Genomic DNA, 23863 nt, shown 5'->3' on the forward strand with positions numbered 1-23863 from the left:
ACACCTCGGTGTAAACGGTTGGGTTCGATGGGAAGAGTGCCCACGGTTCGAGGGTGCACTCGCAATGAAGCCGGCGATTCTAACCGGCTTTTCGTCGTGCTTTCAAGTGGTTGCAGCGTGACCGCAGCAAGCGGCGTTACACTGGGCGTTGACGCTCTTTACGGAAACCTGAATGACCGACCTGTCACCCGTCCTTACCATCGATGGTCCTTCCGGTGCCGGCAAGGGCACGGTCAGCCGCATCGTGGCCACCCGACTGGGCTGGCATTACCTCGATTCGGGGGCGCTCTATCGCGCAGTCGGCGTGGCGGCGAGCTGGGCGGACCTGGACGTGTCCGACCCGGCAGCGCTGGTGCGCTGCACGTTCGATACCCGGGTGGAGTTCGACGACGCCGGCGAGGCGGGGCTGCGGGTGCTGGTCAACGGCGTCGATGCCACCAGCGAATTACGCCTGGAAACCACCGGTGCGCTGGCTTCGGCCATTGCCGCCATTCCCGAGGTCCGCGGCGCATTGAAGGAGCGCCAGCGCGCATTCAGGCGGGCGCCCGGGCTGGTTGCCGACGGTCGCGACATGGGCACGGTGATCTTCCCCGATGCCGCCTTCAAGGTCTTCCTGACCGCCAGTGCCGAAGAACGTGCGGGCCGTCGCCATAAGCAGTTGATGGAAAAGGGTGTTTCGGTTATCTTTGACGACCTGCTGCGCGAGATCATGGCCCGAGATGCCAGGGATGCGCAGCGGGTGGTGGCGCCATTGCGGCCGGCCGAAGACGCCGTGCTAATCGATACCAGCGGGATCGGGATCGAGGATGTCGTCCAGCGTGTGGTCGGGCTGTTGTCCTCCCGTACGCCGTCGTAAGCGTTCCGCAAGCGGGCCTGTCCCGCCGACCGTAAGGCGTTCCAAAGCTCCGTCGCGCATCCCGCGTGGCGGTTCTATGACTTCCAATCCGACCCGTTGTCTGGGGTCGACCAACAGGCTGGGCAGTCCGTCTGCGTCGCAATCCGACGACCGGCGCCCGTGTGTTCAACTGAGTAAATCCAAATGACAGAATCTTTTGCTGAACTGTTCGAAGCCAGTCAAGCCAATCTGGCGAAGCTGAAGCCGGGCTCCATCGTCACCGGTACCGTCGTGGAAGTGCGCGGCGACGTGGTGGTGATCAACGCTGGCCTGAAGTCCGAAGGCATCGTGCCGATCGAGCAGTTCCGTAACGACGCTGGCGAGATCGATGTGGGCGTGGGCGACCAGGTCAAGGTTGCGCTGGACTCCATCGAAAACGGCTTCGGCGAGACCGTGTTGTCGCGCGAGAAGGCCAAGCGCGCGATGGTGTGGGACGAGCTGGAAGAAGCGTTGGAAAAGAACGAAACCATCACCGGCCGCATCAGCGGCAAGGTCAAGGGTGGTTTCACCGTGGACATCAAGGATGTTCGCGCGTTCCTGCCTGGTTCGCTGGTGGATGTGCGCCCGGTGCGCGACCCGGCCTACCTGGAAGGCAAGGAGCTTGAGTTCAAGCTGATCAAGCTCGATCGCAAGCGCAACAACGTCGTGGTCTCGCGTCGTGCAGTGGTCGAGAGCGAGCACTCGGAAGAGCGCGAGCAGCTGATGGACAAGCTGCAGGAAGGCGCGATCCTGAAGGGCGTTGTCAAGAACCTGACCGACTACGGCGCGTTCGTGGACCTGGGCGGTATCGACGGCCTGCTGCACATCACCGACATGGCCTGGAAGCGCGTGCGCCATCCGTCCGAAGTCGTCAACGTCGGCGACGAGCTGGACGTGCGCGTGCTGAAGTTCGATCGCGAGCGTAACCGCGTCAGCCTCGGCCTGAAGCAGCTGGGCGAAGATCCGTGGGACAACATCGCCCGTCGTTACCCGGCCAACAGCCGCGTGTTCGGCAAGGTCTCCAACGTCACCGATTACGGCGCGTTCGTCGAGATCGAGCCGGGCGTCGAAGGTTTGGTGCACGTCTCCGAGATGGATTGGACCAACAAGAACGTCAACCCGTCCAAGGTTGTGCAGGTGGGCGACGAAGTCGAAGTGATGGTGCTGGATGTCGACGAGGAGCGTCGCCGCATCTCGTTGGGCATGAAGCAGGTTGCCGCCAATCCGTGGGAAACCTTCGCGGCCACCCACAAGAAGAACGACAAGGTGTCCGGCCAGATCAAATCGATCACCGACTTCGGCATCTTCATCGGTCTGGACGGCGGCATCGATGGTCTGGTGCACCTGTCCGACATCAGCTGGAACACCACCGGCGAAGATGTCGTGCGCAACTACAAGAAGGGCGACACGCTGGAAGCCGTCGTGCTGGCAGTGGACCCGGAACGTGAGCGCATCAGCCTGGGCGTCAAGCAGCTGGAGCAGGACCCGTTCGGTCAGTACATGGCGTCCAACCCGAAGGGCTCGAAGGTCGAAGGCGTGGTGCGTGAAGTGGATGCCAAGGGCGCCACGATCGACCTGGCCGATGGCATCGAGGGCTATGTGGCTGCACGCGACATCGCCAACGAGCGTGTGGACGATGCGACCCAGCACCTGAAGGTCGGCGACAAGATCGAAGCCAAGTTCGTGGGCATGGACCGCAAGGGCCGCACCCTGCAGCTGTCGATCAAGGCCAAGGACGATGCCGAAATGCGCGAGACGCTGGAGGAATACCAGTCCTCCGCTGCGTCGGGCGGCATGACACAGCTGGGCGCGCTGCTGCGTGCGCAGTTGAACAACAACAAGTCCGAGTAAGCGCGTAGCGCCCTACCGAGCGTGATGGATCGGCCCGGGCTTGCCCGGGCCGATTCCGATGTGTCAGTCGAAAAAAGCAAGTCTTCCCATGACCAAGTCCGAATTGATTGAAATCCTGGCGCGACGCCAAGCGCACCTGAAGTCGGACGATGTGGATCTGGCAGTCAAGTCGCTGCTGGAGATGATGGGTCAGGCGCTGTCCGATGGTGACCGGATCGAAATCCGCGGGTTCGGCAGCTTCTCACTGCATTACCGCCCGCCACGTCTGGGCCGCAATCCCAAGACCGGCGAATCGGTTGCATTGCCGGGCAAGCATGTTCCGCATTTCAAACCGGGCAAGGAATTGCGCGAGCGGGTCAGCTCGGTGGTTCCAGTCGATGTGATCGATGCGGCGGACTGAAATCCGTTCTGCCGCTACGTTTATCCTGTCTCGGTTAAGCTAACCTCCTTCCCGACGGAGTCTCGCGATGAAGGTGTTTCGCTTGCTGGTGATGTTGGCGTTTCTGCTGGTGGGCCTGATCGTCGGTGCGGTCAATTCCCAGGACGTCACGCTCGATTTCCTGTTCTCCAGTGTGCATACCACCTCCGGGGTCGCGATTATCGTCGCGCTGCTGGTTGGTGTGTTGATCGGTGCCGGCATGGTGCTGGTCAGCGTGGTCATTCCCCTTTATTCCAGACTGCGTCAGGCCAACAAGGCTGTGGTGGTCAGTCGTGCCGATGCCAGGGCTGTTGCGCCTGCCGCCGTCGAGCCGCGCCCTCTCGATGGACTGTAAGCACGTATGGACTTCCTGACCGAGTGGTTCTGGTTTTTCCTGTTTCTGCCGCTGGCCGCGTTGAGCGGCTGGATCGTCGGTCGGCGCGGTGGCCAGCGCCACGGCGATACCCAGGTCAGCCGCCTGTCCAGTACCTACTTTCGCGGCCTGAATTACCTGCTCAACGAACAGCCGGACAAGGCGATCGAGCTGTTTCTGCATATTGCCGAGCTGGACAAGGAAACCTTCGAGACACAGGTCGCGCTGGGCCATCTGTTTCGCCGTCGTGGTGAAGTCGATCGCGCCATCCGCCTGCATCAGGGCCTGGTGCAGCGCGCCGACCTGACCGATCAACAGCGGGTGCAGGCCTTGCTGGCGCTGGGCGAGGACTACATGAAGTCCGGCCTGCTCGATCGCGCCGAAACCGTGTTCACCGAACTGGCCCAGTTCGATCAGCGTGCGCCGCAGGCGCTGCGGCACCTGATCGGCATCTATCAGGCCGAGCGCGATTGGGAAAAGGCGATCGACAACGCCACTCGCTACGAGGAAGTCACCGGCGAGCCGATGGGCAAGCTGATCTCGCAGTTCGAGTGCGAACTGGCCGACCGCTATCGCGGCCTTGGCAAGCTCGACGAAGCCTTGCTGGCGATCCAGCGTGCCTACCAGGCCGACGGCACATCGGTGCGTGCCGGCATCCTGGAAGGGCGCATCGAAGCCGAGCGTGGACACGACGACGCGGCGGTACGCGCATTCGAGCGTGCTGCACGGCACGATCCGGAATACCTCCCGGAGATCATTCCTGCCCTGATGGCGGCCTATCGGCGGGTTGGCGACATCGCCGGCGCGCGCAACTTCCTGTCGGAGATGACCGAACACTACCGGGGGATTGCGCCGGTGCTGGCGCTGACCCAGTTGATGGAAGCGCAGGACGGCGTGGCCCCGGCATTGGCCTACCTGAGCCGCCAGCTCAAGGACCGGCCGTCGGTGCGCGGCGAGTCGGCACTGATCGACCTGACCCTGGCCGAGGGGAGCAATCCGCTGGGGACCCTGAACGATCTCAAGCACATCACCGATCAGTTGTTGGTACGCAATCCCAGCTATCGGTGTACACGTTGTGGTTTCGGCGCCAAGACGCACCATTGGCAATGCCCGAGTTGCAAGGAGTGGTGCACGGTCAAGCCACTGTTGAACTACGCGGTGGTGTAAGTGGTGGCGATCGTTGCAGAACAGTGGGCTTACCTGATCCCGGCGTGTGGGCGTTGGCGAGCGCGTCGGCTTGGCCGGCGCCTGCCGTCGCAGCACGCTGGCACGCGTCAGTGGCGTGCAGCCGTGCATCGGGGCGCCGACCTGCGCGCCGTAAGCGCCGCCGCGTTTGCCGCCGCTTCGCCGTGCCTGGTGCAGGCGCCGCTGCAGGTCGAGCGCAGGCCGTGCTGATGCCCGAAACATGGCTGTGGTGTGCACTGCATCTGGCCGTCGCGGCGCTGGGCACCTGGCTGCTGCGTGGCTATGCATTGCGCCGGCGTCTGTTCGATCAGCCGGGCGAACGCCGCAGCCATGCCGTTGCCACCCCGCGCGGGGGGGGCATGGCGATCGTGGCGGCCAGCCTGGCAGGATGCGGGGCGGCGTACCTGGTGTGGCCGGCCGCGCGCGGGATCGTGATCTGGTTTGCCGCCGGGTTGGTGCTGGTGGCCGGCGTCGGTTGGTGGGACGATCACCGCCCGTTATCGGCCCGTTTGCGCTTTGCGATTCATCTGGCCGCTTCGACAGCGTTGGGTGTGCTGGTCGCCCGCTGCACCGGCAATGCCTGGGATGGCGTCCTGGCTGCGATGGCTTCGGTGGTACTAATCAATGTCTGGAACTTCATGGACGGCATCAATGGGCTGGCGGCCAGTCAGGCGGCGCTGGCCGCGCTGGCGTTTGCTGCCGTGGTCCCGGCCCCGTGGTCGCTGGCGGGCCTGGCGGTGGCTGCGTCCTGCCTGGGGTTTCTGCCGTTCAATTTTCCGCGCGCGCGTATCTTCCTGGGCGATGGCGGCAGCGGCGCGCTGGGCTACATGCTGGCCGCCCTGCTTGCGCTCAGCGTGGCGAGCGGGCAGGTGGGCTGGTGGATCGGCTGGTTGCCGTTGTCGGCATTTCTTGTAGACGCCGGCTTCACGCTGCTGTCTCGCATGCTCGCGCGGCAACGCTGGTGGGAGCCGCACGCGCAGCATGTCTACCAGCGGCTCGCGCGTCGCTTTGCCAGCCATGTTCCGGTAACCGCCCTTTATTTCGCTTTCAGTCTGGCGGCGGTCAGCCTGTACGTGGTAATTCGTCACGATCCGTTGTGGCTGCAGCTCTGTGCAGCCCTGATCTGGGGCCTCGGCGCCACGGCGGCCTGGCATCTCCTGCGCAATGGCCTGCGCAACTACTGAGTCATGGATTCTTATGATTTCTTGGCGTGACCGTCTGACCAAAGCGTTGCCGCAAGTGGCGGTGGTGACCCACGACCTGCTGATGGTGTGGTTGTGCTGGCAACTGCTGCATGCCGGCCGTTATTCCATGCTGCGCGACGCCCCCGACCTGCCGCTGTGGGATTGGCGCACCGCGGTGGTGCTGGTCGCGCAGGGGCTGGTGTTCTGGAAGATGGGCCTGTATCGGGGACTGTGGCGGTTCGCCTCGGTGCCGGACCTGTGGAACATCTTCAAGTCCAGCTTCCTGGGCCTGGTGGCGATCGTGCTGGCGCTGTCCTACGACCGTCTGGACGGCGTGCCGCTGTCGGTTCTGGTGGTATACCCGTTTGCCTTGTCGGCCTTGCTGGGCACGCCCCGGCTGCTGTATCGCGCGTGGAAGGACTACCAGATCGCGCACTCCGGCGAGGTCGCGCAGCGGGTGCTGATTCTGGGCGCAGGCCGCGCCGCCGAAGGCCTGGTGCGCGATCTGCGTCGCACCGGCGCCTTCGTGCCGGTCGGCTTCCTGGACGACGCAGCCAACCTGCATGGCGCCAAGATCCAGGGCCTCAACGTGCTGGGCGACCTGGAGCAGGCCGCGTCGATCGCCAAGGAAACCGCCGCCAAGTTGCTGGTGATCGCGATTCCGTCGCTGGACGCGGCCGGCATGCAGCGGGTGGTGGCGATCTGCGAAAGCACCGGCCTGCCGTTCCGGATGGTGCCCAAGCTCATCAACGTGCTGGAGGGCCGTTCATTGCCTGGCGAGTTGAAGGAGGTGGCCATCGAGGATCTGCTCAACCGCAAGCCGGTCACGCCGGATTGGCGATTGATCCGCGACTGGCTGACCAACAAGACGGTGATGGTCACCGGTGCCGGCGGTTCGATCGGTTCAGAGGTCTGCCGGCAGTGCGCCCGCCATGGCGCGCGTCGCATCGTGTTGCTGGAAATCGACGAACTGGCCTTGCTCACCATTGATTCGGACCTGCGTCGCCTGTTCCCCGACATCGAGGTCGTCCGGGTGCTGGGCGATTGCGGCGACCCCGCCGTGGTTGCGCACGCCCTGCATACCGCCACCCCGGACGCGGTCTTCCACGCCGCCGCCTACAAGCAGGTGCCGTTGCTGGAAGAACAGCTGCGCGAGGCGGTGCGCAACAACGTGCTGGCCACCGAGAACGTGGCGCGTGCCTGCCAGCGTGCGCGGATCGAGACCTTTGTCTTCATCTCCACCGACAAGGCGGTCGAGCCCGTCAATGTGCTGGGCGCCAGCAAGCGCTACGCAGAGATGATCTGCCAAAGTCTTGACGCACGCGATGCGCCGACGCGCTTCATCACGGTGCGCTTCGGCAATGTGCTCGATTCCGCCGGCAGCGTGGTGCCGTTGTTCCGCGAGCAGATCCGGCAGGGTGGCCCGGTGACGGTGACGCACCCGGAGGTGACGCGCTACTTCATGACCATCCCGGAGGCGTGCCAGCTGGTGATCCAAGCCGCTGCCTCGGCCTCGCACGGGGCGATCTATACGCTTGACATGGGCGAGCCGGTGGCAATCCGCCTGCTGGCCGAACAGATGATTCGCCTTGCCGGCAAGCAGCCCGGCAAGGATGTGGCGATCCTGTACACCGGGTTGCGCCCCGGCGAAAAACTCCACGAGACGCTGTTCTACTCCGACGAAGATTACCGGCCCACCACGCACCCCAAGATCCTGGAGGCGGGCGTGCGCGAGTTCTCGCACGAACAGGTCTTGCAGTTGGTGACGCGTCTGCGCGAGGCGGTTAATCGTTATGACATCAAGGCCATGGAAACTGTGCTGGGCAGCCTGATGCCGGATTTCGCGGCGGCTCGACGGAAAGTCGACGCGGGATCTGATACGGTCGTGCCATTCCCCGCACGTGAGGTCAGAAGACTTTGATGAGCCAGCGTATTCGCAAGGCTGTTTTCCCCGTCGCAGGTCTTGGGACCCGCTTTCTTCCGGCCACCAAGACGGTGCCGAAGGAAATGCTGCCGATCATCGACAAACCATTGATCCAGTACGCCGTCGACGAGGCCATCCAGGCTGGCTGCGATACGCTGATCTTTGTCACCAATCGCTACAAGCACTCCATCGCCGATTACTTCGACAAGGCCTACGAGCTGGAGCACAAGCTTGAGCGTGCCGGCAAGCTGGAGCAGCTGGAGCTGGTGCGCCATGCGTTGCCGAAGGGCGTGCGCGCCATCTTCGTGACCCAGGCCGAAGCGCTGGGTCTAGGCCATGCCGTGCTGTGTGCCAAGCAGGTCGTGGGTGACGAGCCGTTTGCCGTGCTGCTGCCCGATGACCTGATGTGGAATCGTGGCGATGCCGCGCTGACCCAGATGGCCGATGTGGCGGAAGCCTCCGGTGGCAGCGTGATCGCGGTGGAAGATGTGCCCCACGACAAGACGGCCAGCTACGGCATCGTCTCCACCGACGCCTTTGACGGCCGCAAGGGTCGTATCAATGCCATCGTGGAAAAGCCCAAGCCGGAAGTGGCACCGAGCAATCTGGCGGTGGTGGGGCGTTATGTGCTCAGCCCGAAGATCTTCGAGCTGCTGGAGTCCACCGGTGCGGGTGCCGGTGGAGAGATCCAGCTGACCGATGCCATTGCCGAGCTGTTGAAGAAAGAGCAGGTGGATGCATTTCGTTTTGAAGGCCGGCGTTTCGACTGCGGTGCGCATATCGGCCTGATCGAAGCGACGGTGCATTTCGCGCTGGAGCACGAGAAGCACGGTGGGCCGGCCAAGGAGATCCTGCGCAGCGCACTGGCCGCAGCCGACGCACGCGGCTGATCGCCACACTTGGAGTCTGTGACGCGAACGACGCCCTCCGGCGTCGTTCGTCGTTTCGGGGCCGTCGACTGCGGTAGCGGGCGCAGCCGCCTGGCTTGTTGAAAGCAGGGCGTCGCCGCAGGCTTGCCGTTAGAATCCCGGGGATGAGCCAGGCTGCGCATTCCAGTGAACTCATCAATGTCGTGGCCCTGCTGGGCGCGGCGGTGGTGGCCATCCCGCTGTTCCGCCGGCTGGGCCTGGGGTCGGTGCTGGGCTACCTGGCGGCTGGTCTGGCGATCGGCCCGTTCGGATTGGGCCTGTTCGACGACCCGCAGGCCATCCTGCACGTTGCCGAACTGGGCGTGGTGATGTTCCTGTTCGTGATCGGGCTGGAAATGCAGCCCTCGCATCTATGGAGCCTGCGCCGCGAAATCTTCGGGCTGGGCAGCGCGCAGATCTGCGCCTGCGTGCTGGTGCTCACCGGCATCGGCCTGCTGCTGGGCTTCGCGCCGCCGGTGGCCTTCGTGGCCGCGTGCGGTTTCGTGCTGACCTCCACTGCCGTGGTGATGCAACTGCTTACCGAGCGTGGCGATGTCGCATTGCCCTCGGGCCAGAAGATCGTGGCGATCCTGCTGTTCGAGGATCTGCTGATCGTTCCGTTGCTGGCGATCGTCGCCTGGATGGGCGCCAGCGGCGATCCCCAGGCCGCCTCGCACCGTTGGCAGGAGATCGGCATCGGGCTGGCCTGTATCGTCGGCCTGTTGGTCGCTGGCCGCTGGCTGCTCAATCCGCTGTTCCGGATCCTGGCCGCGTCCAGAGCGCGCGAGGTGATGACTGCCGCCGCGTTGCTGGTGGTGCTGGGTGCCGCCCTGTTGATGCAACTGGGCGGGCTCTCGATGGCAATGGGTGCGTTCCTGGCCGGTGTGCTGTTGTCCGAATCCACCTTCCGGCACCAGATCGAGGCGGATATCGAACCGTTCCGCGGCATTTTGCTGGGCCTGTTCTTTCTGGGTGTCGGCATGAGCCTGGATGTGCGCGTGGTTGCCGCCGACTGGCGCCTGATCGTGACCGGCGTGCTGGCACTGATGCTCGGCAAGGCCGTGTGCATCTACGCGGTGGCGCGATTGATGCGCAGCGATCATCGCCAGGCGCTGGATCGCGGTGTGTTGATGGCGCAGGGCGGCGAGTTCGCCTTCGTGTTGTTCGCCGCGGCCGCAGCGTCGGGCGTGATCGATGCGCAGGTCAATGCCAGCCTCACCGCGATCGTGGTGCTGTCGATGGCGTTGACGCCGCTGTGCGTGCTGCTGCAGCGGCGCCTGACACCGGCGGCCGAGGTCTCGCTGGACGGGGTGGAAGCGGCCAGCGGGCAGACCGGCAGCGTCTTGATGATCGGCTTCGGCCGCTTCGGCCAGGTGGCCAGCCAGTCGTTGCTGGCGCGCGACGTGGACGTGACCATCATCGACAACGACATCGAGATGATCCGGAGCGCGGAAACATTCGGCTTCAAGATCTACTACGGCGATGGCACCCGGCTGGACGTACTGCATGCGTCCGGCGCACACAGCGCGCGGGCCATCGCGGTCTGCGTGGACGATCGCGAGGCGGCCAACCGGATCGTCGAGCTGGTCACGCGCGAGTTTCCGCATGCGCGCCTGCTGGTGCGCTCGTTCGATCGCAGGCATTCGCTGCAGTTGATCGCTGCCGGCGTGGACTGCCAGATCCGCGAGACCTTCGAGGCGGCGGTATTGCTTGGCCAGATGGCGCTTGTCGAACTGGGCGTGGACGAGGACGAAGCCAGCACGATCACCCGTGCGATCCGCCGCCGCGACGCCGAGCGCCTGGAGTTGGAAATCGCCGCCGGCACTGTCCGCGCGGGCACCGGATTGATGTACGGCAACATCAACCCGACGGTGCCCAAGCCCACGCCATTCACCCCGCCGCGGCGGGAGAGCCGCTCGCTCAATCGCGACGCGCCAGCGCCGGCGGGCGAGGAGCCCGCATTGCGTGAGTGAGCAGGGAGGGACGCTTGCCGGCGTCCGTTCGCCACCGCCGATCAGTGGCACGGCCGCCACGCCGAACCTGCCGGCCGTGCAATGAACGGTCAGCCGTGGCGGCGTTGCGCCGCGGCGAAGGCCTCGAGCTGCTCCGGGGTGGCTTCCTTCTGATGGTGCTGCTTCCACTGTGCGAACGGCATGCCGTAGACGGCCTCGCGCGCCTGTTCCTTGCTGATCGGCTGCCCCTGCGCCTCGGCAGCCTCGCGGTACCAGTCGCCCAGGCAATTGCGGCAGAAGCCGGCCAGGATCATCAGGTCGATGTTCTGCACATCGGTGCGTTGCTGGTTGAGATGCTGCAACAGCCGGCGGAATGCCGCTGCTTCGATGGCGGTGGTCGCGTCGTTGCTTGAAGTGCTGACGGGAGTGGTGTCGGTCATGACGGAATCGGGGACAATGGACGGCCTTCGACTCTACACCTGACGCCCCATGACCGCTTCTGCGCCAGTTGCCGCCGCTCCGGCCCGCCTTCTCGATGGTCGCCGCATTGCCGAAGACCTGCTCGACGGATTGAAGCGGCGCGTGGATGCGCGCATCGCGGCGGGCAAGAGCCGGCCGGGCCTGGCGGTGGTGCTGGTGGGAGGCGACCCGGCCTCGTCGGTCTACGTGCGCAACAAGCGCCGTGCGGCTGAAAAAGTCGGTATCGAGGCCTTCGACTACGACATGCCGCAAGGCATCAGCGAGGCGGAGCTGGCCGCGCTAATCGACGAACTCAATGCCGACCCAAAGATCCACGGCATCCTGATCCAACTGCCGCTGCCGGGCATTCCCGATGCCAACCGGCTGATCCAGCGCATCGACCCGCGCAAGGACGTGGATGGTTTCCACCCACAGAACGTGGGCCATCTGGCGCTGCGCGAATTCGGCCTGCGTCCGTGCACGCCGCGCGGCATCGTGACCCTGCTCGGCCATACCGACCAGCCGGTGCGCGGCCGCAATGCCACCATCGTGGGCGTGAGCAACCATGTGGGCCGGCCGATGGGGCTGGAGTTGTTGATCGCCGGATGCACGGTGACCAGCTGCCACAAGTTCACCCCGGTCGATGTGCTGGAGGCCAGCGTGCGCAATGCCGACATCCTGGTGGTGGCGGTCGGCCGGCCCGGCCTGATTCCAGGCGAATGGGTCAAGCCGGGCGCGGTGGTGATCGATGTCGGCATCAATCGCCTGGAAGACGGGCGCCTGGTCGGCGACGTCGGCTTCGATGCCGCCATGCAGCGCGCGGCCTGGATCACGCCCGTGCCGGGCGGGGTAGGGCCAATGACCGTGGCCACGTTGATGCAGAACACCATCGAGGCCGCTGATGCGGCCGGGATTGGGGAGTCGGGATTGGGGATTCGTTAAAAGCAACGGCCAAGCGCATGCGTCGGCCGATCCGGAGTGGGGCCGGGATCGGCGGGCCATCGGCATCTAGACAAACAGGCAAACGGCGGGGCGGTGCAAGGCTGCGCTGTTGCGAATCCCTGATTCCGACTCCCCAATCCCGGCCCCAATACGTTAAAATATCGCGCTTCCCCACACTCGGGTCCGCCGATGCTACGCATCCAGGCTGAAGCTCTTACCTACGACGACGTCTCGCTTGTCCCCGCCCATTCGATCGTCCTGCCCAAGGATGTCAGCCTGGAAACCCGGCTGACCCGCGACCTGCGCCTGAAATTGCCGATCCTGTCGGCGGCCATGGATACGGTGACCGAACACCGCCTGGCCGTGGCCATGGCCCAGCTCGGCGGCATCGGCATCATCCACAAGAACCTGACCCCTGCGCAGCAGGCGGCCGAAGTGGCCAAGGTCAAGAAGTTCGAATCCGGTGTCATCACCGAGCCGTTCACGGTACGCCCGGACACCACCATCGGCGAGGTGCTGGCACTGACGCGTGCGCGCAACATCTCCGGCGTGCCGGTGGTGGATGGCAGCGGGCTGGTTGGCATCGTGACCAGCCGCGACATGCGCTTCGAGAAGAAGCTCGACGATCCGGTCCGCCACATCATGACCAAGAAGGATCGCCTCATCACCGTGCGCGAAGGCGCCAGCGATGAGGAAGTGCTGGAGCTGCTGCACCGCAACCGCATCGAAAAGATCCTGGTGGTCAACGACGGCTTCGAGCTGCGCGGGCTCATCACCGTCAAGGACATCCAGAAGAAGACCGACAACCCCAACGCCGCGAAGGACGCGGCAACGCGGTTGCTGGTGGGCGCAGCGGTAGGCGTCGGTGGCGATACCGAGCAGCGCATCGAACTGCTGGCCGCTGCCGGCGTGGACGTGGTCATCGTCGATACCGCGCACGGCCATTCGCAGGGCGTGATCGACCGCGTGGCCTGGGTCAAGAAGACCTACCCGCAGCTGCAGGTGATCGGTGGCAACATCGTCACCGGCGACGCCGCGTTGGCCTTGATGGACGCTGGTGCCGACGCGGTCAAGGTCGGCGTGGGCCCGGGCTCGATCTGCACCACGCGCGTGGTGGCAGGTGTGGGCGTGCCGCAGATCACTGCGGTGGACATGGTGGCCGAAGCATTGCAGGACCGCATCCCGCTGATCGCCGATGGCGGTATCCGCTACTCCGGCGACATCGGTAAGGCGCTTGTCGCTGGCGCCTCCACGGTGATGGTCGGTGGCCTGCTGGCCGGTACCGAAGAAGCACCCGGCGAAGTGGAACTGTTCCAGGGCCGCAGCTACAAGAGCTACCGCGGCATGGGCAGCCTGGGTGCGATGGAGAAGGGGTCCAAGGACCGTTATTTCCAGGACGCCTCCGATGCCGACAAGCTGGTGCCCGAAGGCATCGAAGGGCGCGTGCCGTATCGCGGCCCGGTCGGCGGCATCATCCACCAGCTCATCGGTGGCCTGCGCGCGACCATGGGCTACGTGGGCTGCGCCACCATCGAAGACATGCGCACCAAGCCCAAGTTCGTCAAGATCACCGGCGCTGGCCAGCGCGAAAGCCACGTGCACGACGTGCAGATCACCAAAGAGCCGCCGAACTATCGCGCTGGATGATCGGGAATGGGGAATCGCGAATCGGGAATCGTAAGAGCCCGCCGCTTCCTCGTCCGATAGCAGCTGGCGCCGCGTTTGCTGTTGCGATTCCCCAATCCCGATTCTCGATTCCCGGCTCTCAATGACCAACATCCATACCGACAAGATCCTCATCCTCGATTTCGGCGCGCAGTACACGCAGCTGATTGCGCGGCGCATTCGCGAGCTGGGCGTGTATTGCGAGATCTGGGCCTGGGATCATGATCCGTCCGAGATCGCCGGCTTCGGTGCCAAGGGCATCATCCTGTCTGGTGGGCCGGAATCGACCACCTTGCCGGGCGCACCCGCCGCGCCGCAGGAAGTGTTCGGCAGCGGCTTGCCGGTGTTCGGCATCTGCTACGGCATGCAGACCCTGGCCGCGCAGCTGGGCGGGGCGACCGAAGCGGCCGACCAGCGCGAATTCGGTCATGCCGAAGTGGACGTGGTGGCCGCCGATGCCTTGTTTTCCGGCCTGACCGATCATGCCGGCACCTCGCGATTGAACGTGTGGATGAGCCATGGCGATCATGTTTCGCAGGTGCCGCCGGGCTTCACCATCACTGCGGTCACCGATCGCATTCCGGTGGCGGCGATGTCCAACGAGGACAAGCGCTGGTACGGCGTGCAGTTCCACCCGGAGGTCACGCACACGCTGCAGGGCCAGACCTTGCTGCGCCGCTTCGTGGTGGATGTCTGCGGATGCCAGACCTTGTGGACCGCCGCCAACATCATCGACGACCAGATCGCGCGCGTGCGTGCGCAGGTGGGCGACGACGAGGTGATTCTGGGGCTGTCCGGTGGCGTGGATTCGTCGGTGGTCGCCGCATTGCTGCACAAGGCGATCGGCGACAAGCTGACCTGCGTGTTCGTCGACACCGGCCTGCTGCGTTGGCAGGAAGGCGACCAGGTGATGGCGATGTTCGCCGAGCACATGGGCGTCAAGGTCATTCGCGTCAATGCGGCCGACCGCTATTTCAGCGCCTTGCAGGGCGTCAGCGACCCCGAAGCCAAGCGCAAGATCATCGGCAACCTGTTCGTGGAGATCTTCGATGAAGAATCCAACAAGCTGGCCAATGCCAAGTGGTTGGCGCAGGGCACGATCTACCCGGACGTGATCGAGTCGGCCGGCAGCAAGACCGGCAAGGCGCATGTCATCAAGAGCCACCACAACGTCGGTGGCCTGCCCGAACACATGAAGCTGGGCCTGGTCGAGCCGCTGCGCGAACTGTTCAAGGACGAAGTGCGTCGCCTTGGCGTCGAACTCGGCCTGCCGCGCAGCATGGTCTACCGCCATCCGTTCCCGGGCCCGGGCCTGGGCGTGCGTATCCTGGGCGAAGTGAAGCGTGAGTACGCCGAACTGCTGGCCAAGGCCGATGCGATCTTCATCGACGAACTGCGCAAGGCCGACCTGTACGACACCACCAGCCAGGCGTTTGCGGTGTTCCTGCCAGTGAAGTCGGTCGGCGTGGTCGGCGATGCACGCGCCTACGAATGGGTGATCGCGCTGCGCGCGGTGGAAACCATCGACTTCATGACCGCGCACTGGGCGCACCTGCCGTACGACTTTCTCGGCACGGTCAGCAACCGCATCATCAACGAACTGCGCGGCGTCTCGCGCGTGGTCTACGACATCTCCGGCAAGCCGCCTGCGACGATCGAGTGGGAATGATCCCGCGTCCGGCATAGACCAGCACCAAAGAGCATTAAAACACCCCTAAGCCCGCGTAAATGCGGGCTTTTTCCGTTATTGGCGTGGCACTGTCTGGCAAATTTTCGCATCGCCAAGCACCCAGTTTCTATGGCATGGTAGATGGTACGATTTTAACCTGATGCCATGTTCGGTGCTCGATACCATGCCGCCTCTGATTGAGTGTTCATGGTATTGAATAGACTTAACTCATTGTCCTTAAAGGTTTTTTTGCGAGGATTTGTGGGATTTTTGAGCATGGTATTTTTAAGAGGAAACCCAACCCGACCATGCTGACTGATACCAAGCTGCGCAACCTCAAGCCAAAGGACAAGCTCTATAAAGTGAATGACCGTGACGGCCTCTACGTGGCCATCACGCCTGCGGGTTCGATTTCATTCCGGTACAACTACTCAATCCACGGCAGGCAGGAGACCATCACCTTCGGCCGTTACGGCGTCGGAGGGATCACGCTGGCGGAAGCTCGCGAACGGCTGGGCGAAGCCAAGAAGATGATCGCCGCAGGGAAATCTCCAGCCAAGGAGAAGGCGCGGGACAAAGCCCGCGTCAAGGATGCTGAGACATTCGGCGCTTGGGCCGAAAAGTGGTTGCGCGGCTACCAGATGGCCGAGTCCACCCGGGATATGCGCCGCTCGGTCTACGAGCGCGAGCTAAAGCCCAAATTTGGTAACCACAAGTTAGCCGAGATTACCCACGAAGACCTGCGAGCGCTGACCGATGCCATCGTGGAGAGAGGCGCACCGGCAACGGCAGTGCATACAAGAGAGATTGTCTTGCAGGTCTACCGCTGGGCTATCGAACGCGGCCAGAAGGTCGAGAACCCGGCCGATTTGGTGCGTCCCACGACCATCGCAAAGTTCGAGCCGCGAGATCGAGCGCTGACACCCGATGAAATCGGCTTGATGTACCAGTACATGGAACGCATTGGCACTACGCCTTCCATCCGAGCAGCCGCCAAGCTGCTGTTGCTGACGATGGTGCGCAAGAGCGAGCTGACCAACGCAACGTGGAGCGAAATAAATTTCACTGAGGCACTCTGGACGATCCCCAAGGAGCGGATGAAGCGTCGCAATTCCCATTTGGTGTTCCTATCTAAGCAGGCGCTGGACATTTTCATTGCCCTGAAAACCTTCGCGGGCGGCTCGGAGTACGTGCTGCCATCTCGCTATGACTCGGACTTGCCGATGAGCAGCGCCACGCTCAATCAGGTGCTAACGCTGACCTATCGTCTGGCTCAGAAGGAAGGGCTGTCTCTTGGCAAGTTCGGCCCGCACGACTTGCGGCGCACAGCCAGCACACTGCTGCATGAGGCGGGCTATAACACTGACTGGATCGAGAAGTGCCTTGCGCACGAACAGAAGGGTGTTCGAGCCGTCTACAACAAGGCCGAGTACCGCGATCAGCGCCGGGCAATGCTCCAGGACTGGGCGGACATGATTGATGAGTGGACGATCAGGAAGCCCCGCCTCAAGGACTGATTCGGAGCCTTGAGACCTGAATTTTTGTCGCGAAATGCCCACTCCGGTGGGCTTTTTTTTGTCCCGAAATAGACTTTTTTGGGACGCTTTTTCTCTCCTAAATCTCCTTAAAAAACTTTCGGAAAAACAAGCGATTGGGTGATTATCGCTGTCCCGAAACTACACGTTTGCGAGACGACTAACTCATTGATTTTCAAGGAAAAATTAGGCCAATAGTGCTGGAACTTACCGGCATTGTGTAGCAATAATTAAACCTCGGACGATGAGAAAACGAGGTATTCGGTATGGAAAGACAATTAAGGAAATCGAGTAAAGTTCTCATAAGCAAGAAGCAACTACTGGAGATGATTCCACTGTGCGAGCGCACGATCTACAACTTTGAAAAGCAGGGAAAATTCCCTCTGCGCATCGCACTTAGCAGTCGAAAGGTCGTGTGGGATTTAGCCGAGGTCGAGGCATGGATTGATGCATGCAAACATTCCGGCTCGGCCCCTCGTCCCGGAATGGGGGCCTGAATTGTGGCGATTGACTTACGGGCAGCGTTCGAGAACGAACCGCCCGCACTAGACTTTATTTGGCCGGGCTTTCTTGCTGGGACGGTAGGCGCGTTGGTGGCTCCCGGAGCCACGGGTAAGAGCTTCTGGGCGCTGGAAGCGGCAATGGCCATCGCGTGCAGCGCTGCCGGTGGCGATCTTGTAGGCCTTGCCCCCGCGTGCACTGGCCGCGTGGTCTATTTCGCTGGAGAAGACCCGGAAGTCGCACTGGTGCGCCGTATTCATGCCATCGGTCAGCACCTGAATCAGCAGGCCCGTGAAAACATCGCCGAGAACCTGACAATCAAGCCAGTCATGGGTACGTTCATGAACGTCTTAGATGACGCTCAACGCGCTGCCCTAATCAAATTCTGTTCCGGCGCTCGACTGATCGTACTAGATACACTGAGCCGGATTCATGACCGCGACGAGAACAGCAATGGCGACATGGCCAAGCTTGTCGCCACGCTGGAGCACATTGCAGCGCGTACCGGAGCCTCTGTTCTTTACCTGCATCACGTTAGCAAAGGTAGCGCTCGTGAGGGGCAAACGGATCAACAACAGGCCGCAAGAGGCGCATCTGCCCTAATCGACAATGCCCGCTGGTGCGGCTTCGTCGCAAAGATGACCGAGGACGAGGCCAAGAGCCTAAGCGACCGCGCCTATGACCGTCAGCCCATCGGCAAAGACCGGCGCGGCTTCTTTGTTCGTTTTGGTGTTAGCAAGCAGAATTACGACGCTACTCCGCATGACCAATGGTATCAACGCCGCGACGGCGGCGTTTTGCTGCCGGTGGAGCTATTGGACGCCAAGCAGGACAGCGGAAAGGGGCGTCAGCGTGAGCAAGCATGACTTGACTCACGCCCGGCACGACCCGGTGCATTGTCTAGCACCCGGCCTGTTCCGTAGCCTCAAACGTGGCGAACGAAAGCATAGCAAGCTTGACGTTGCATATGACTACGGCAATGGCAAGCGTATCGAGTTTAGTGGGCCGGAACCGCTTGGGGCTGACGATCTCCGCATCCTGCAAGGATTGGTAGCAATGGCTGGGCCTTCTGGCCTTATGCTTTCTCCCGATCCTCAGACAGAAGCCGGTAGGCAGCTCCGGCTATTTCTCGAACCCAAATGGGAAGCCGTCCAGCAGAATGCGATGGTGGTCAAGGGGAGCTATCGGTCGCTAGCCCGTGAGGTTGGCTATGCGGATATCGACAATACTAGGCCAGTACGCGATTGCATTGAGAGGCTCTGGAAAGTCTCTATCATTGCGCAAAACGATAGGAAGCGGCAGGGCTTCCGTTTGCTGTCCGAGTACGCAAGTGATGAGCAGGACGGCAAGCTGTACGTGGCATTGAACCCCCTTATTGCTCGCGCAATCATGGGCGGGCAGCACATCCGCATAGATATGGCCGAAGTTAGGAAACTACGGACCGACCCCGCCCGCTTGATTCACCAACGACTGTGCGGCTGGATTGACCTCGGTAAGTCGGGGCGGATACAGCTAGACACGCTATGCGGCTATGTTTGGCCGGACGAACCGACGAACCCGAATACCGTCAAAAAACGCCGACAGACAGCACGCAAGGCGCTGGCCGAGCTTGCTGCCGTGGGTTGGAGGGTAGGCGAGTATGCTAAGGGCAAATGGGAAATCGGGCGACCCAAGGCAGCCGACTGTAACGCTGCTGCCCCCTGTTTAACGGCACCCCACCCCCTGTTTAACAGTACCCAATCCCCTGTTTAACAGTACCCGGCCGGTTTCTGAAATCCCCGCAACGGCGGGCCTTTACGGGCCCTTCGCAAATTCCATCCAAGATTCTCTAAGAATCTCCAGCATGCGCGCTAAGCGCCGCGCCTTGTTGGCGCAGCTCATCGCTTGCTGGTCTTGGTCGGCCTACGGCCGTTGGGCACCAAAAAGGGAAGTGGGTAGTGCGGCGGGGCTGGTTGAAATTGTTCGAAGGCCGAAGAGGCTCCAGTAGCGCGTGTAGGGGCATGTCGATGTACCCCTAGAATCGCTCAGAACGCAGCGTCGGGCTTTACAGAGGGTGATGGACGGAGTGAGACAAGTCCGTGCGTATTACTAATGGCAAAGCCCCACGCCAGCACTGAGGCGGGGTTGCGTGGGGCTGGTCAGCGATCACCGCTTGCCGGGACTATCTTGTTTCTGTGCTTCCTGCGCTGCCTGGATGGCCATCAATGCTTGCTGATTCAGCGATGCGTTATTCTTGCTGCCCAGCAAAGGCAGGCGATTCATAGCCTGTGCCCCGGCAAACATGTGATAGGAGGCCGACAAGGCGAGCGGGCTTACTCGAAGCTGCAAGGCCGTGTACTGGCGATCCAACCTATCGAGTTGCGGCCCGTAGCCCTTGCTACGTAGCCATCGACCGAGCGCCCACATACCAATTGCGAACGTCGATGCAAATACTACGAATCCAGCGAACATAAGTACGGCCATCATGGTTATTACTCCAAGTTATCGTTGTTTGAGGCAGTGCCGGGCACATTGAGCGAGGCTAGGCGACTTGTAGCGGCGCTTGCGTCCGAGACTGGACGGATGATGTTAGATTCCGTTTGTGCGGTTTCCCCGCTATCGGCTGGAACGGTCGAGTTGGCGTCAGGCGCAGATGGCGGACCTCCTGCACCAAGAGACAGAGAGTGTGCATTCTCCATTCCCGGCACTGCCATCGAGGTCATCACGCCGAGCGCCTTTGCGCTAGCGTTGGCCGCTTGGGAAAGGGCGTTACCAGAGCCAACAAGTCCAGCTTTCGGTGTCCCTTGCTGGTTTTTGTCGTCGTTGCCCTGTGCGTCCCTCCCAGCCTGCCTGGTCGCCTGCTGCACGCCACTGCTAGGCTGCTGCGGAGCCGCGCCCGACGATTGAGGGGCGGCACTGCCACCCACGCGGGCACCGGCCGACGAAGCGCTCTGGGCGGCCGCTTGGCCGCCCGTACTCGCAGCGCCGCTAGTTGCCGCTGCTGCTGGCGTACCACCACCGGCAAAACTGGAATTGATCGCAGAAGCCAGACCACCGCCGCTAATCCCACCTGCACCAGCTACCCCTGCACCAGTGGCGCCGCTAGTACCCGCAGCGCCAAGAGCACCGGCAGCAGCTGGAGTGGCCGCCCCTGCCGTGGCGATGGTGGCAACCGCCGCCGCCGCCCCGGCTGCCCCGGCCACAGCCATCCCACCAATGGCCGAGCCACCGCCCATGGAAGTGCCGCTAATCATGCCGCCGATCAGGTCAGGAATAGTCTTGGTCAGATAGCAGCACACTAAGGCTAAGCCGACCATCGTCATCAATGACGCTTCATCATTTGTATAGGCTGCTAACCATTGCTTAGCAGACTGTACAACTAGGCCGACAATCAAGGTCAATACAAATAGCTTGGCACCAATCGCAACGGTGAAACGCATTGGCGCAATTGCAAAGTCCCGCGTCCATTGCGAGCCACCAAAGCCTAAGAACAGCACGGACGCGTTGATGATTACGTAGGACTCTACGAGCGTTACAAACATAAATGCAGCGATGAAGGCGAAACACGCCAACACAAGGATTGCGCATACAGCGATCAGAAGTCCCTTAGCTGGAGAAAATACCGAAATGCCCTTTACCATTGTGCGGCCAAAATCCAGCGCAACGGCAAGCATATCGCCGGGTTCTAATGCGCGCCCGAGGCCGCTCGCCGATGCTGCTGCATCGCGGAAGCTTTCGACAATGGCCGTCGACCACTCTACTGAGTACTTCATGACTGCAAGAAAGAAGCCGATCACCAGCACGAAGCGCAGAAGTTCGCCGACAATCTCACCGAAGTCGGCTTGCTTCATGACCAGAGGCATGAACGTCCAAATAAACTGAATCGAGGCCAGCAGCCAGAACAGTCGGATCGCATACTCATAGAGCTTCGCTGACCACTGGTGCGACTGTTGTAGAACTAGGTCGAGTAGGCCTTGAACCGATGTATCGGCATGTGAAAGGTCGGTTGCGGCCATAGCATCTCCGGCCACGAACAGACTTGCGAAGGCGAGAAAGAACAATAGGCGATCCATAGCTAGTACCCCTTCACGCCGCCACGAGTGTTCGGGCGCGCCTCAAATGACGCATCAGCGTCACGCTTTTGCATTTGTTGCTCTGCCACCGCAGTACATTCGTAAGCGTCCGCCAACCTCACCTACCCCGAAACCTCACTCCGTGCGCAACGGCAGCAATTGATCGATGTCCCGATCCAAGGTCGTCGGCAGCCGCGCCAGGGTGTCATGCAGCCAGGCATGCGGTTCGATACCGTTGGCCTTGGCGGTGGCCAGTAGGCTCATGATCGCCGCCGCGCGCCTGCCCGCCTGCGCTGAGCCGGCAAACAGCCAATTCTTGCGTCCCAGCGCCACCGGACGAATCGCGTTTTCGATCAGGTTGTTGTCGATCGGGTAACGTCCGTCCTGGACATAACGCGTCAGCGCGTCCCATCGCTTGAGCGTATAGGCCAGTGCACGCGCGGTGCCGCTGTTGCCCATCACCGTCTGCTGCAACTCCAACAACCAGCAGTTCAGCCGCGATAGCACCGGCACGGCGTGTTCTTGTCGGTAAGCCAGACGCTCATCGGGCTTCAGCGCGCTGGCTGCCGCTTCGATGGTGTAAAGCACGCCGATGCGCGCGATCGCTTCAGCCGCAATCGCGCTGCCGCTGGCCGCATGCTGCTCATGCCACTTGCGCCGGGCGTGGGCCCAACACCCCAGCTCCGTGACACCCTGCGCAAAGCTGGCTTTATAGCCGCTGTAGTCGTCCACCATCAGTGCGCCGCGCCACTTCCCAAGGAAATCGCGTGCGTGCTGGCCGCTGCGGCTGGTCTGGAACTGGAATACCACCATCGGTGGATCGGCGCCCGGGTGGTGGGCGGTGGCATACGCAAACAGATACGCACGCTTGGAGGAGCCTGCTGTTGGATCCAGCAGCTGCACCGGGGTTTCATCGGCATGCAGCACCGATTGCTGCTGCATCCGCACCGCCAGGCGGTCGGCCAACGGTTGCAGCGCCACGCCGATGGCGCCGATCCACTCGGCCATCGTGCTACGCGACAAGGCAACGCCGCTGCGTGCATAAATGGCTTCCTGCCGATACAGCGGCAAGTGATCGACATACTTTGCGACAGCGACCTGGGCCAGCAGGCTGGCATCGGCCTGGCCGCGCTCGATGATCGCCGCCGCCACCGGCTCGGCGACGATCAGCTCACAGCGACGGCAGCAATACTGCGGGTACACATCGCGCTTGACGTAGAACTCCAGCGGCTTGCAGGCCAGACGCTCGCTGACATGCTCGCCGATGGCCACCAGCGCGCTGTTGCACTGCGGGCAGTTGCAGTTGGCCGGCTCGTGCCGAGTTTCTACACGCTCAAGATGCTCGGGTAACGGCTTGCGCCCGGCGTTTGCTGCACGCCGACGCTTCTGGGTCACCGCTGCGGTCTCGCCCTCGGCCTGGAGCGCGGCCAACTGCGCTTCCACTGCGGCGATATCGGCGGCCATGGTGTCTTCGAACAGCTGGCGCTGGTCCGGGTCCATGCGCTCGGTCTTGGCCGAGAATTGCAGCCGGCGCAGGCGGGCGATCTCGGCGGTGAGCGCGGCGATCTGCGCATCGCGCAGGGTGATGGTGCGTTCGCGCGTATCGATCAACGCCTGCTGGCGTTCAATGGTGGTCTGCGCGGTCGCAAGCAAGGCGCGTGCAGCCTGGCGCAGCGCATGTGGATCATCAATCGTATCGAGGGCGGACAGGTCCATGTCCGCCACGATGCCATGGGTTACAGCTGCCGCACACCTGCCATTGGTGCAATGGACAATCGCTGCCAGTCCACGCCTGCACACAGCCAGGCCCACTGCTCAGCGCTCAAGGTCCACGCGGTATCGCCCACACGCGGCCAGATGAAGTGTCCCTGATGCAGCCGGCGCGCGCACAGCCAGACACCATGACGATCAACGCACAGCACCTTGAGGCGGCTACGCGCGCGATTGACGACGACGTAGGCCTCGCCCTCGGCCACGGGGCGATCCAGCAGTGACTGCATCTGCAGCAAGAGCCGGTCCATGCCACAGCGCAGATCCACCGGGGCGGTGACAAGATGCCACGCCGACACGCTCAGCATGCACCAAGCTCGCGCAGCAGACGCGCAAGCCAGCCCGGATCACCGGCCGCCACGCTGAGGCTGATGCCACCGGCGAGACGGATCTCCACGCTGGTCGTGGGAACGGCGGGGGTGATGTGCAGCGGTAGTGTGGCTGGAAGTGCTGCAGGCGCTGCGGACGCTGCAAGTTTGCCGCGCCAGTAGGTGAAGCTGCTCAACGAGACACTGTGCTCGCGGCACCACGCCGATGGCGTGGCGCCGCTGGCGGACCAGGCAGCAATGCGGTGGGACCAATCATCGTGCTTTGAAGACAT

General features: G+C 62.7%; 22 protein-coding genes. 16 read left to right on the top strand and 6 right to left on the bottom strand.

Features of this window, described 5'->3' with window-relative positions; genetic code table 11:
- Nucleotides 1-172: 172 nt before the first annotated feature.
- The 9 genes from cmk (at nt 173) to ACCQ13_RS11030 (ending at nt 10690) form a co-directional block, all read left to right on the top strand.
- Nucleotides 173-856, top strand: coding sequence for a (d)CMP kinase (gene cmk / locus ACCQ13_RS10990; protein ID WP_104604544.1), 684 nt, complete (start codon nt 173-175; stop codon nt 854-856).
- Nucleotides 857-1039: 183 nt separating this feature from the next.
- Nucleotides 1040-2725, top strand: a complete 1686-nt coding sequence (gene rpsA / locus ACCQ13_RS10995; protein ID WP_029220061.1) for a 30S ribosomal protein S1 — start codon at nt 1040-1042, stop codon at nt 2723-2725.
- Nucleotides 2726-2813: 88 nt separating this feature from the next.
- A complete protein-coding gene (locus tag ACCQ13_RS11000; RefSeq protein ID WP_104604546.1) occupies nt 2814-3125 on the top strand; it encodes an integration host factor subunit beta in 312 nt (103 codons plus the stop codon).
- 67 nt (nt 3126-3192) lie between these two features.
- The gene (locus tag ACCQ13_RS11005) at nt 3193-3498 is read left to right on the top strand and encodes a lipopolysaccharide assembly protein LapA domain-containing protein (RefSeq protein WP_104604548.1); all 306 of its coding nucleotides are present in this window, start codon (nt 3193-3195) and stop codon (nt 3496-3498) included.
- 6 nt (nt 3499-3504) lie between these two features.
- The gene (gene lapB / locus ACCQ13_RS11010; protein WP_159407186.1) at nt 3505-4683 is read left to right on the top strand and encodes a lipopolysaccharide assembly protein LapB; all 1179 of its coding nucleotides are present in this window, start codon (nt 3505-3507) and stop codon (nt 4681-4683) included.
- Between the two features lie 227 nt (nt 4684-4910).
- Nucleotides 4911-5885, top strand: coding sequence for an MraY family glycosyltransferase (locus ACCQ13_RS11015; protein WP_104604554.1), 975 nt, complete (start codon nt 4911-4913; stop codon nt 5883-5885).
- A 13-nt stretch (nt 5886-5898) separates the two neighbouring features.
- Nucleotides 5899-7806 (top strand): polysaccharide biosynthesis protein, encoded by a 1908-nt coding sequence (locus ACCQ13_RS11020; RefSeq protein ID WP_372372051.1) that lies wholly within the window; start codon nt 5899-5901, stop codon nt 7804-7806.
- Entirely contained in the window at nt 7806-8699 is an 894-nt protein-coding gene (gene galU / locus ACCQ13_RS11025; RefSeq protein ID WP_104604556.1) for a UTP--glucose-1-phosphate uridylyltransferase GalU, read from the top strand. Before ACCQ13_RS11020 ends, galU begins: the two co-directional genes overlap by 1 nt.
- 143 nt (nt 8700-8842) lie before the next feature.
- A complete protein-coding gene (locus ACCQ13_RS11030; protein ID WP_104604558.1) occupies nt 8843-10690 on the top strand; it encodes a monovalent cation:proton antiporter-2 (CPA2) family protein in 1848 nt (615 codons plus the stop codon).
- 89 nt (nt 10691-10779) lie between these two features.
- Here the strand turns inward: ACCQ13_RS11030 and ACCQ13_RS11035 are convergent, their stop codons facing one another.
- Nucleotides 10780-11109: a DUF1244 domain-containing protein gene (locus ACCQ13_RS11035; protein ID WP_104604560.1), complete on the bottom strand. Its 330-nt coding sequence runs from the start codon at nt 11107-11109 to the stop codon at nt 10780-10782.
- A 49-nt stretch (nt 11110-11158) separates the two neighbouring features.
- On the opposite strand from ACCQ13_RS11035, the gene folD reads away from it, so the two are divergent.
- The 7 genes from folD to repC all read left to right on the top strand — a co-directional run bounded on the left by folD (nt 11159) and on the right by repC (nt 19192).
- On the top strand, nt 11159-12070 hold the full coding sequence (gene folD, locus ACCQ13_RS11040; protein ID WP_104604562.1) for a bifunctional methylenetetrahydrofolate dehydrogenase/methenyltetrahydrofolate cyclohydrolase FolD: 912 nt from the start codon (nt 11159-11161) through the stop codon (nt 12068-12070).
- A 189-nt stretch (nt 12071-12259) separates the two neighbouring features.
- Nucleotides 12260-13717: an IMP dehydrogenase gene (gene guaB, locus ACCQ13_RS11045; RefSeq protein WP_159407187.1), complete on the top strand. Its 1458-nt coding sequence runs from the start codon at nt 12260-12262 to the stop codon at nt 13715-13717.
- A gap of 121 nt (nt 13718-13838) precedes the next feature.
- Nucleotides 13839-15404, top strand: a complete 1566-nt coding sequence (gene guaA, locus ACCQ13_RS11050) for a glutamine-hydrolyzing GMP synthase (protein WP_104604566.1) — start codon at nt 13839-13841, stop codon at nt 15402-15404.
- A 308-nt stretch (nt 15405-15712) separates the two neighbouring features.
- Nucleotides 15713-16921, top strand: coding sequence for a tyrosine-type recombinase/integrase (locus ACCQ13_RS11055; RefSeq protein WP_005913208.1), 1209 nt, complete (start codon nt 15713-15715; stop codon nt 16919-16921).
- A 344-nt stretch (nt 16922-17265) separates the two neighbouring features.
- Nucleotides 17266-17436, top strand: a complete 171-nt coding sequence (locus ACCQ13_RS11060; protein ID WP_425480399.1) for a helix-turn-helix transcriptional regulator — start codon at nt 17266-17268, stop codon at nt 17434-17436.
- A 3-nt stretch (nt 17437-17439) separates the two neighbouring features.
- A complete protein-coding gene (locus ACCQ13_RS11065) occupies nt 17440-18306 on the top strand; it encodes a helicase RepA family protein (protein WP_372372054.1) in 867 nt (288 codons plus the stop codon).
- Nucleotides 18293-19192, top strand: coding sequence for a replication protein C, IncQ-type (repC, locus tag ACCQ13_RS11070; protein WP_181575804.1), 900 nt, complete (start codon nt 18293-18295; stop codon nt 19190-19192). Before ACCQ13_RS11065 ends, repC begins: the two co-directional genes overlap by 14 nt.
- Before the next feature lie 393 nt (nt 19193-19585).
- Here repC and ACCQ13_RS11075 read toward each other — a convergent pair whose 3' ends face one another.
- The 5 genes from ACCQ13_RS11075 to tnpA form a co-directional block, all read right to left on the bottom strand.
- Nucleotides 19586-19906 carry a hypothetical protein gene (locus tag ACCQ13_RS11075; protein WP_010370221.1) on the bottom strand — a complete coding sequence of 107 codons (321 nt, stop codon included), beginning with the start codon at nt 19904-19906 and terminating at the stop codon, nt 19586-19588.
- Nucleotides 19907-19911: 5 nt separating this feature from the next.
- A complete protein-coding gene (gene trbL, locus ACCQ13_RS11080) occupies nt 19912-21435 on the bottom strand; it encodes a P-type conjugative transfer protein TrbL (RefSeq protein ID WP_483887894.1) in 1524 nt (507 codons plus the stop codon).
- A gap of 192 nt (nt 21436-21627) precedes the next feature.
- Nucleotides 21628-23208, bottom strand: coding sequence for an IS66 family transposase (tnpC, locus tag ACCQ13_RS11085; protein WP_159406550.1), 1581 nt, complete (start codon nt 23206-23208; stop codon nt 21628-21630).
- Nucleotides 23209-23228: 20 nt separating this feature from the next.
- Entirely contained in the window at nt 23229-23570 is a 342-nt protein-coding gene (gene tnpB / locus ACCQ13_RS11090) for an IS66 family insertion sequence element accessory protein TnpB (protein WP_104605767.1), read from the bottom strand.
- Nucleotides 23564-23863 (bottom strand): IS66 family insertion sequence element accessory protein TnpA, encoded by a 300-nt coding sequence (gene tnpA / locus ACCQ13_RS11095; protein ID WP_146090374.1) that lies wholly within the window; start codon nt 23861-23863, stop codon nt 23564-23566. Before tnpA ends, tnpB begins: the two co-directional genes overlap by 7 nt.

This window comes from Xanthomonas sp. NCPPB 1638, from assembly GCF_041475635.2.
Classification (GTDB): Bacteria; Pseudomonadota; Gammaproteobacteria; order Xanthomonadales; family Xanthomonadaceae; genus Xanthomonas; species Xanthomonas cucurbitae.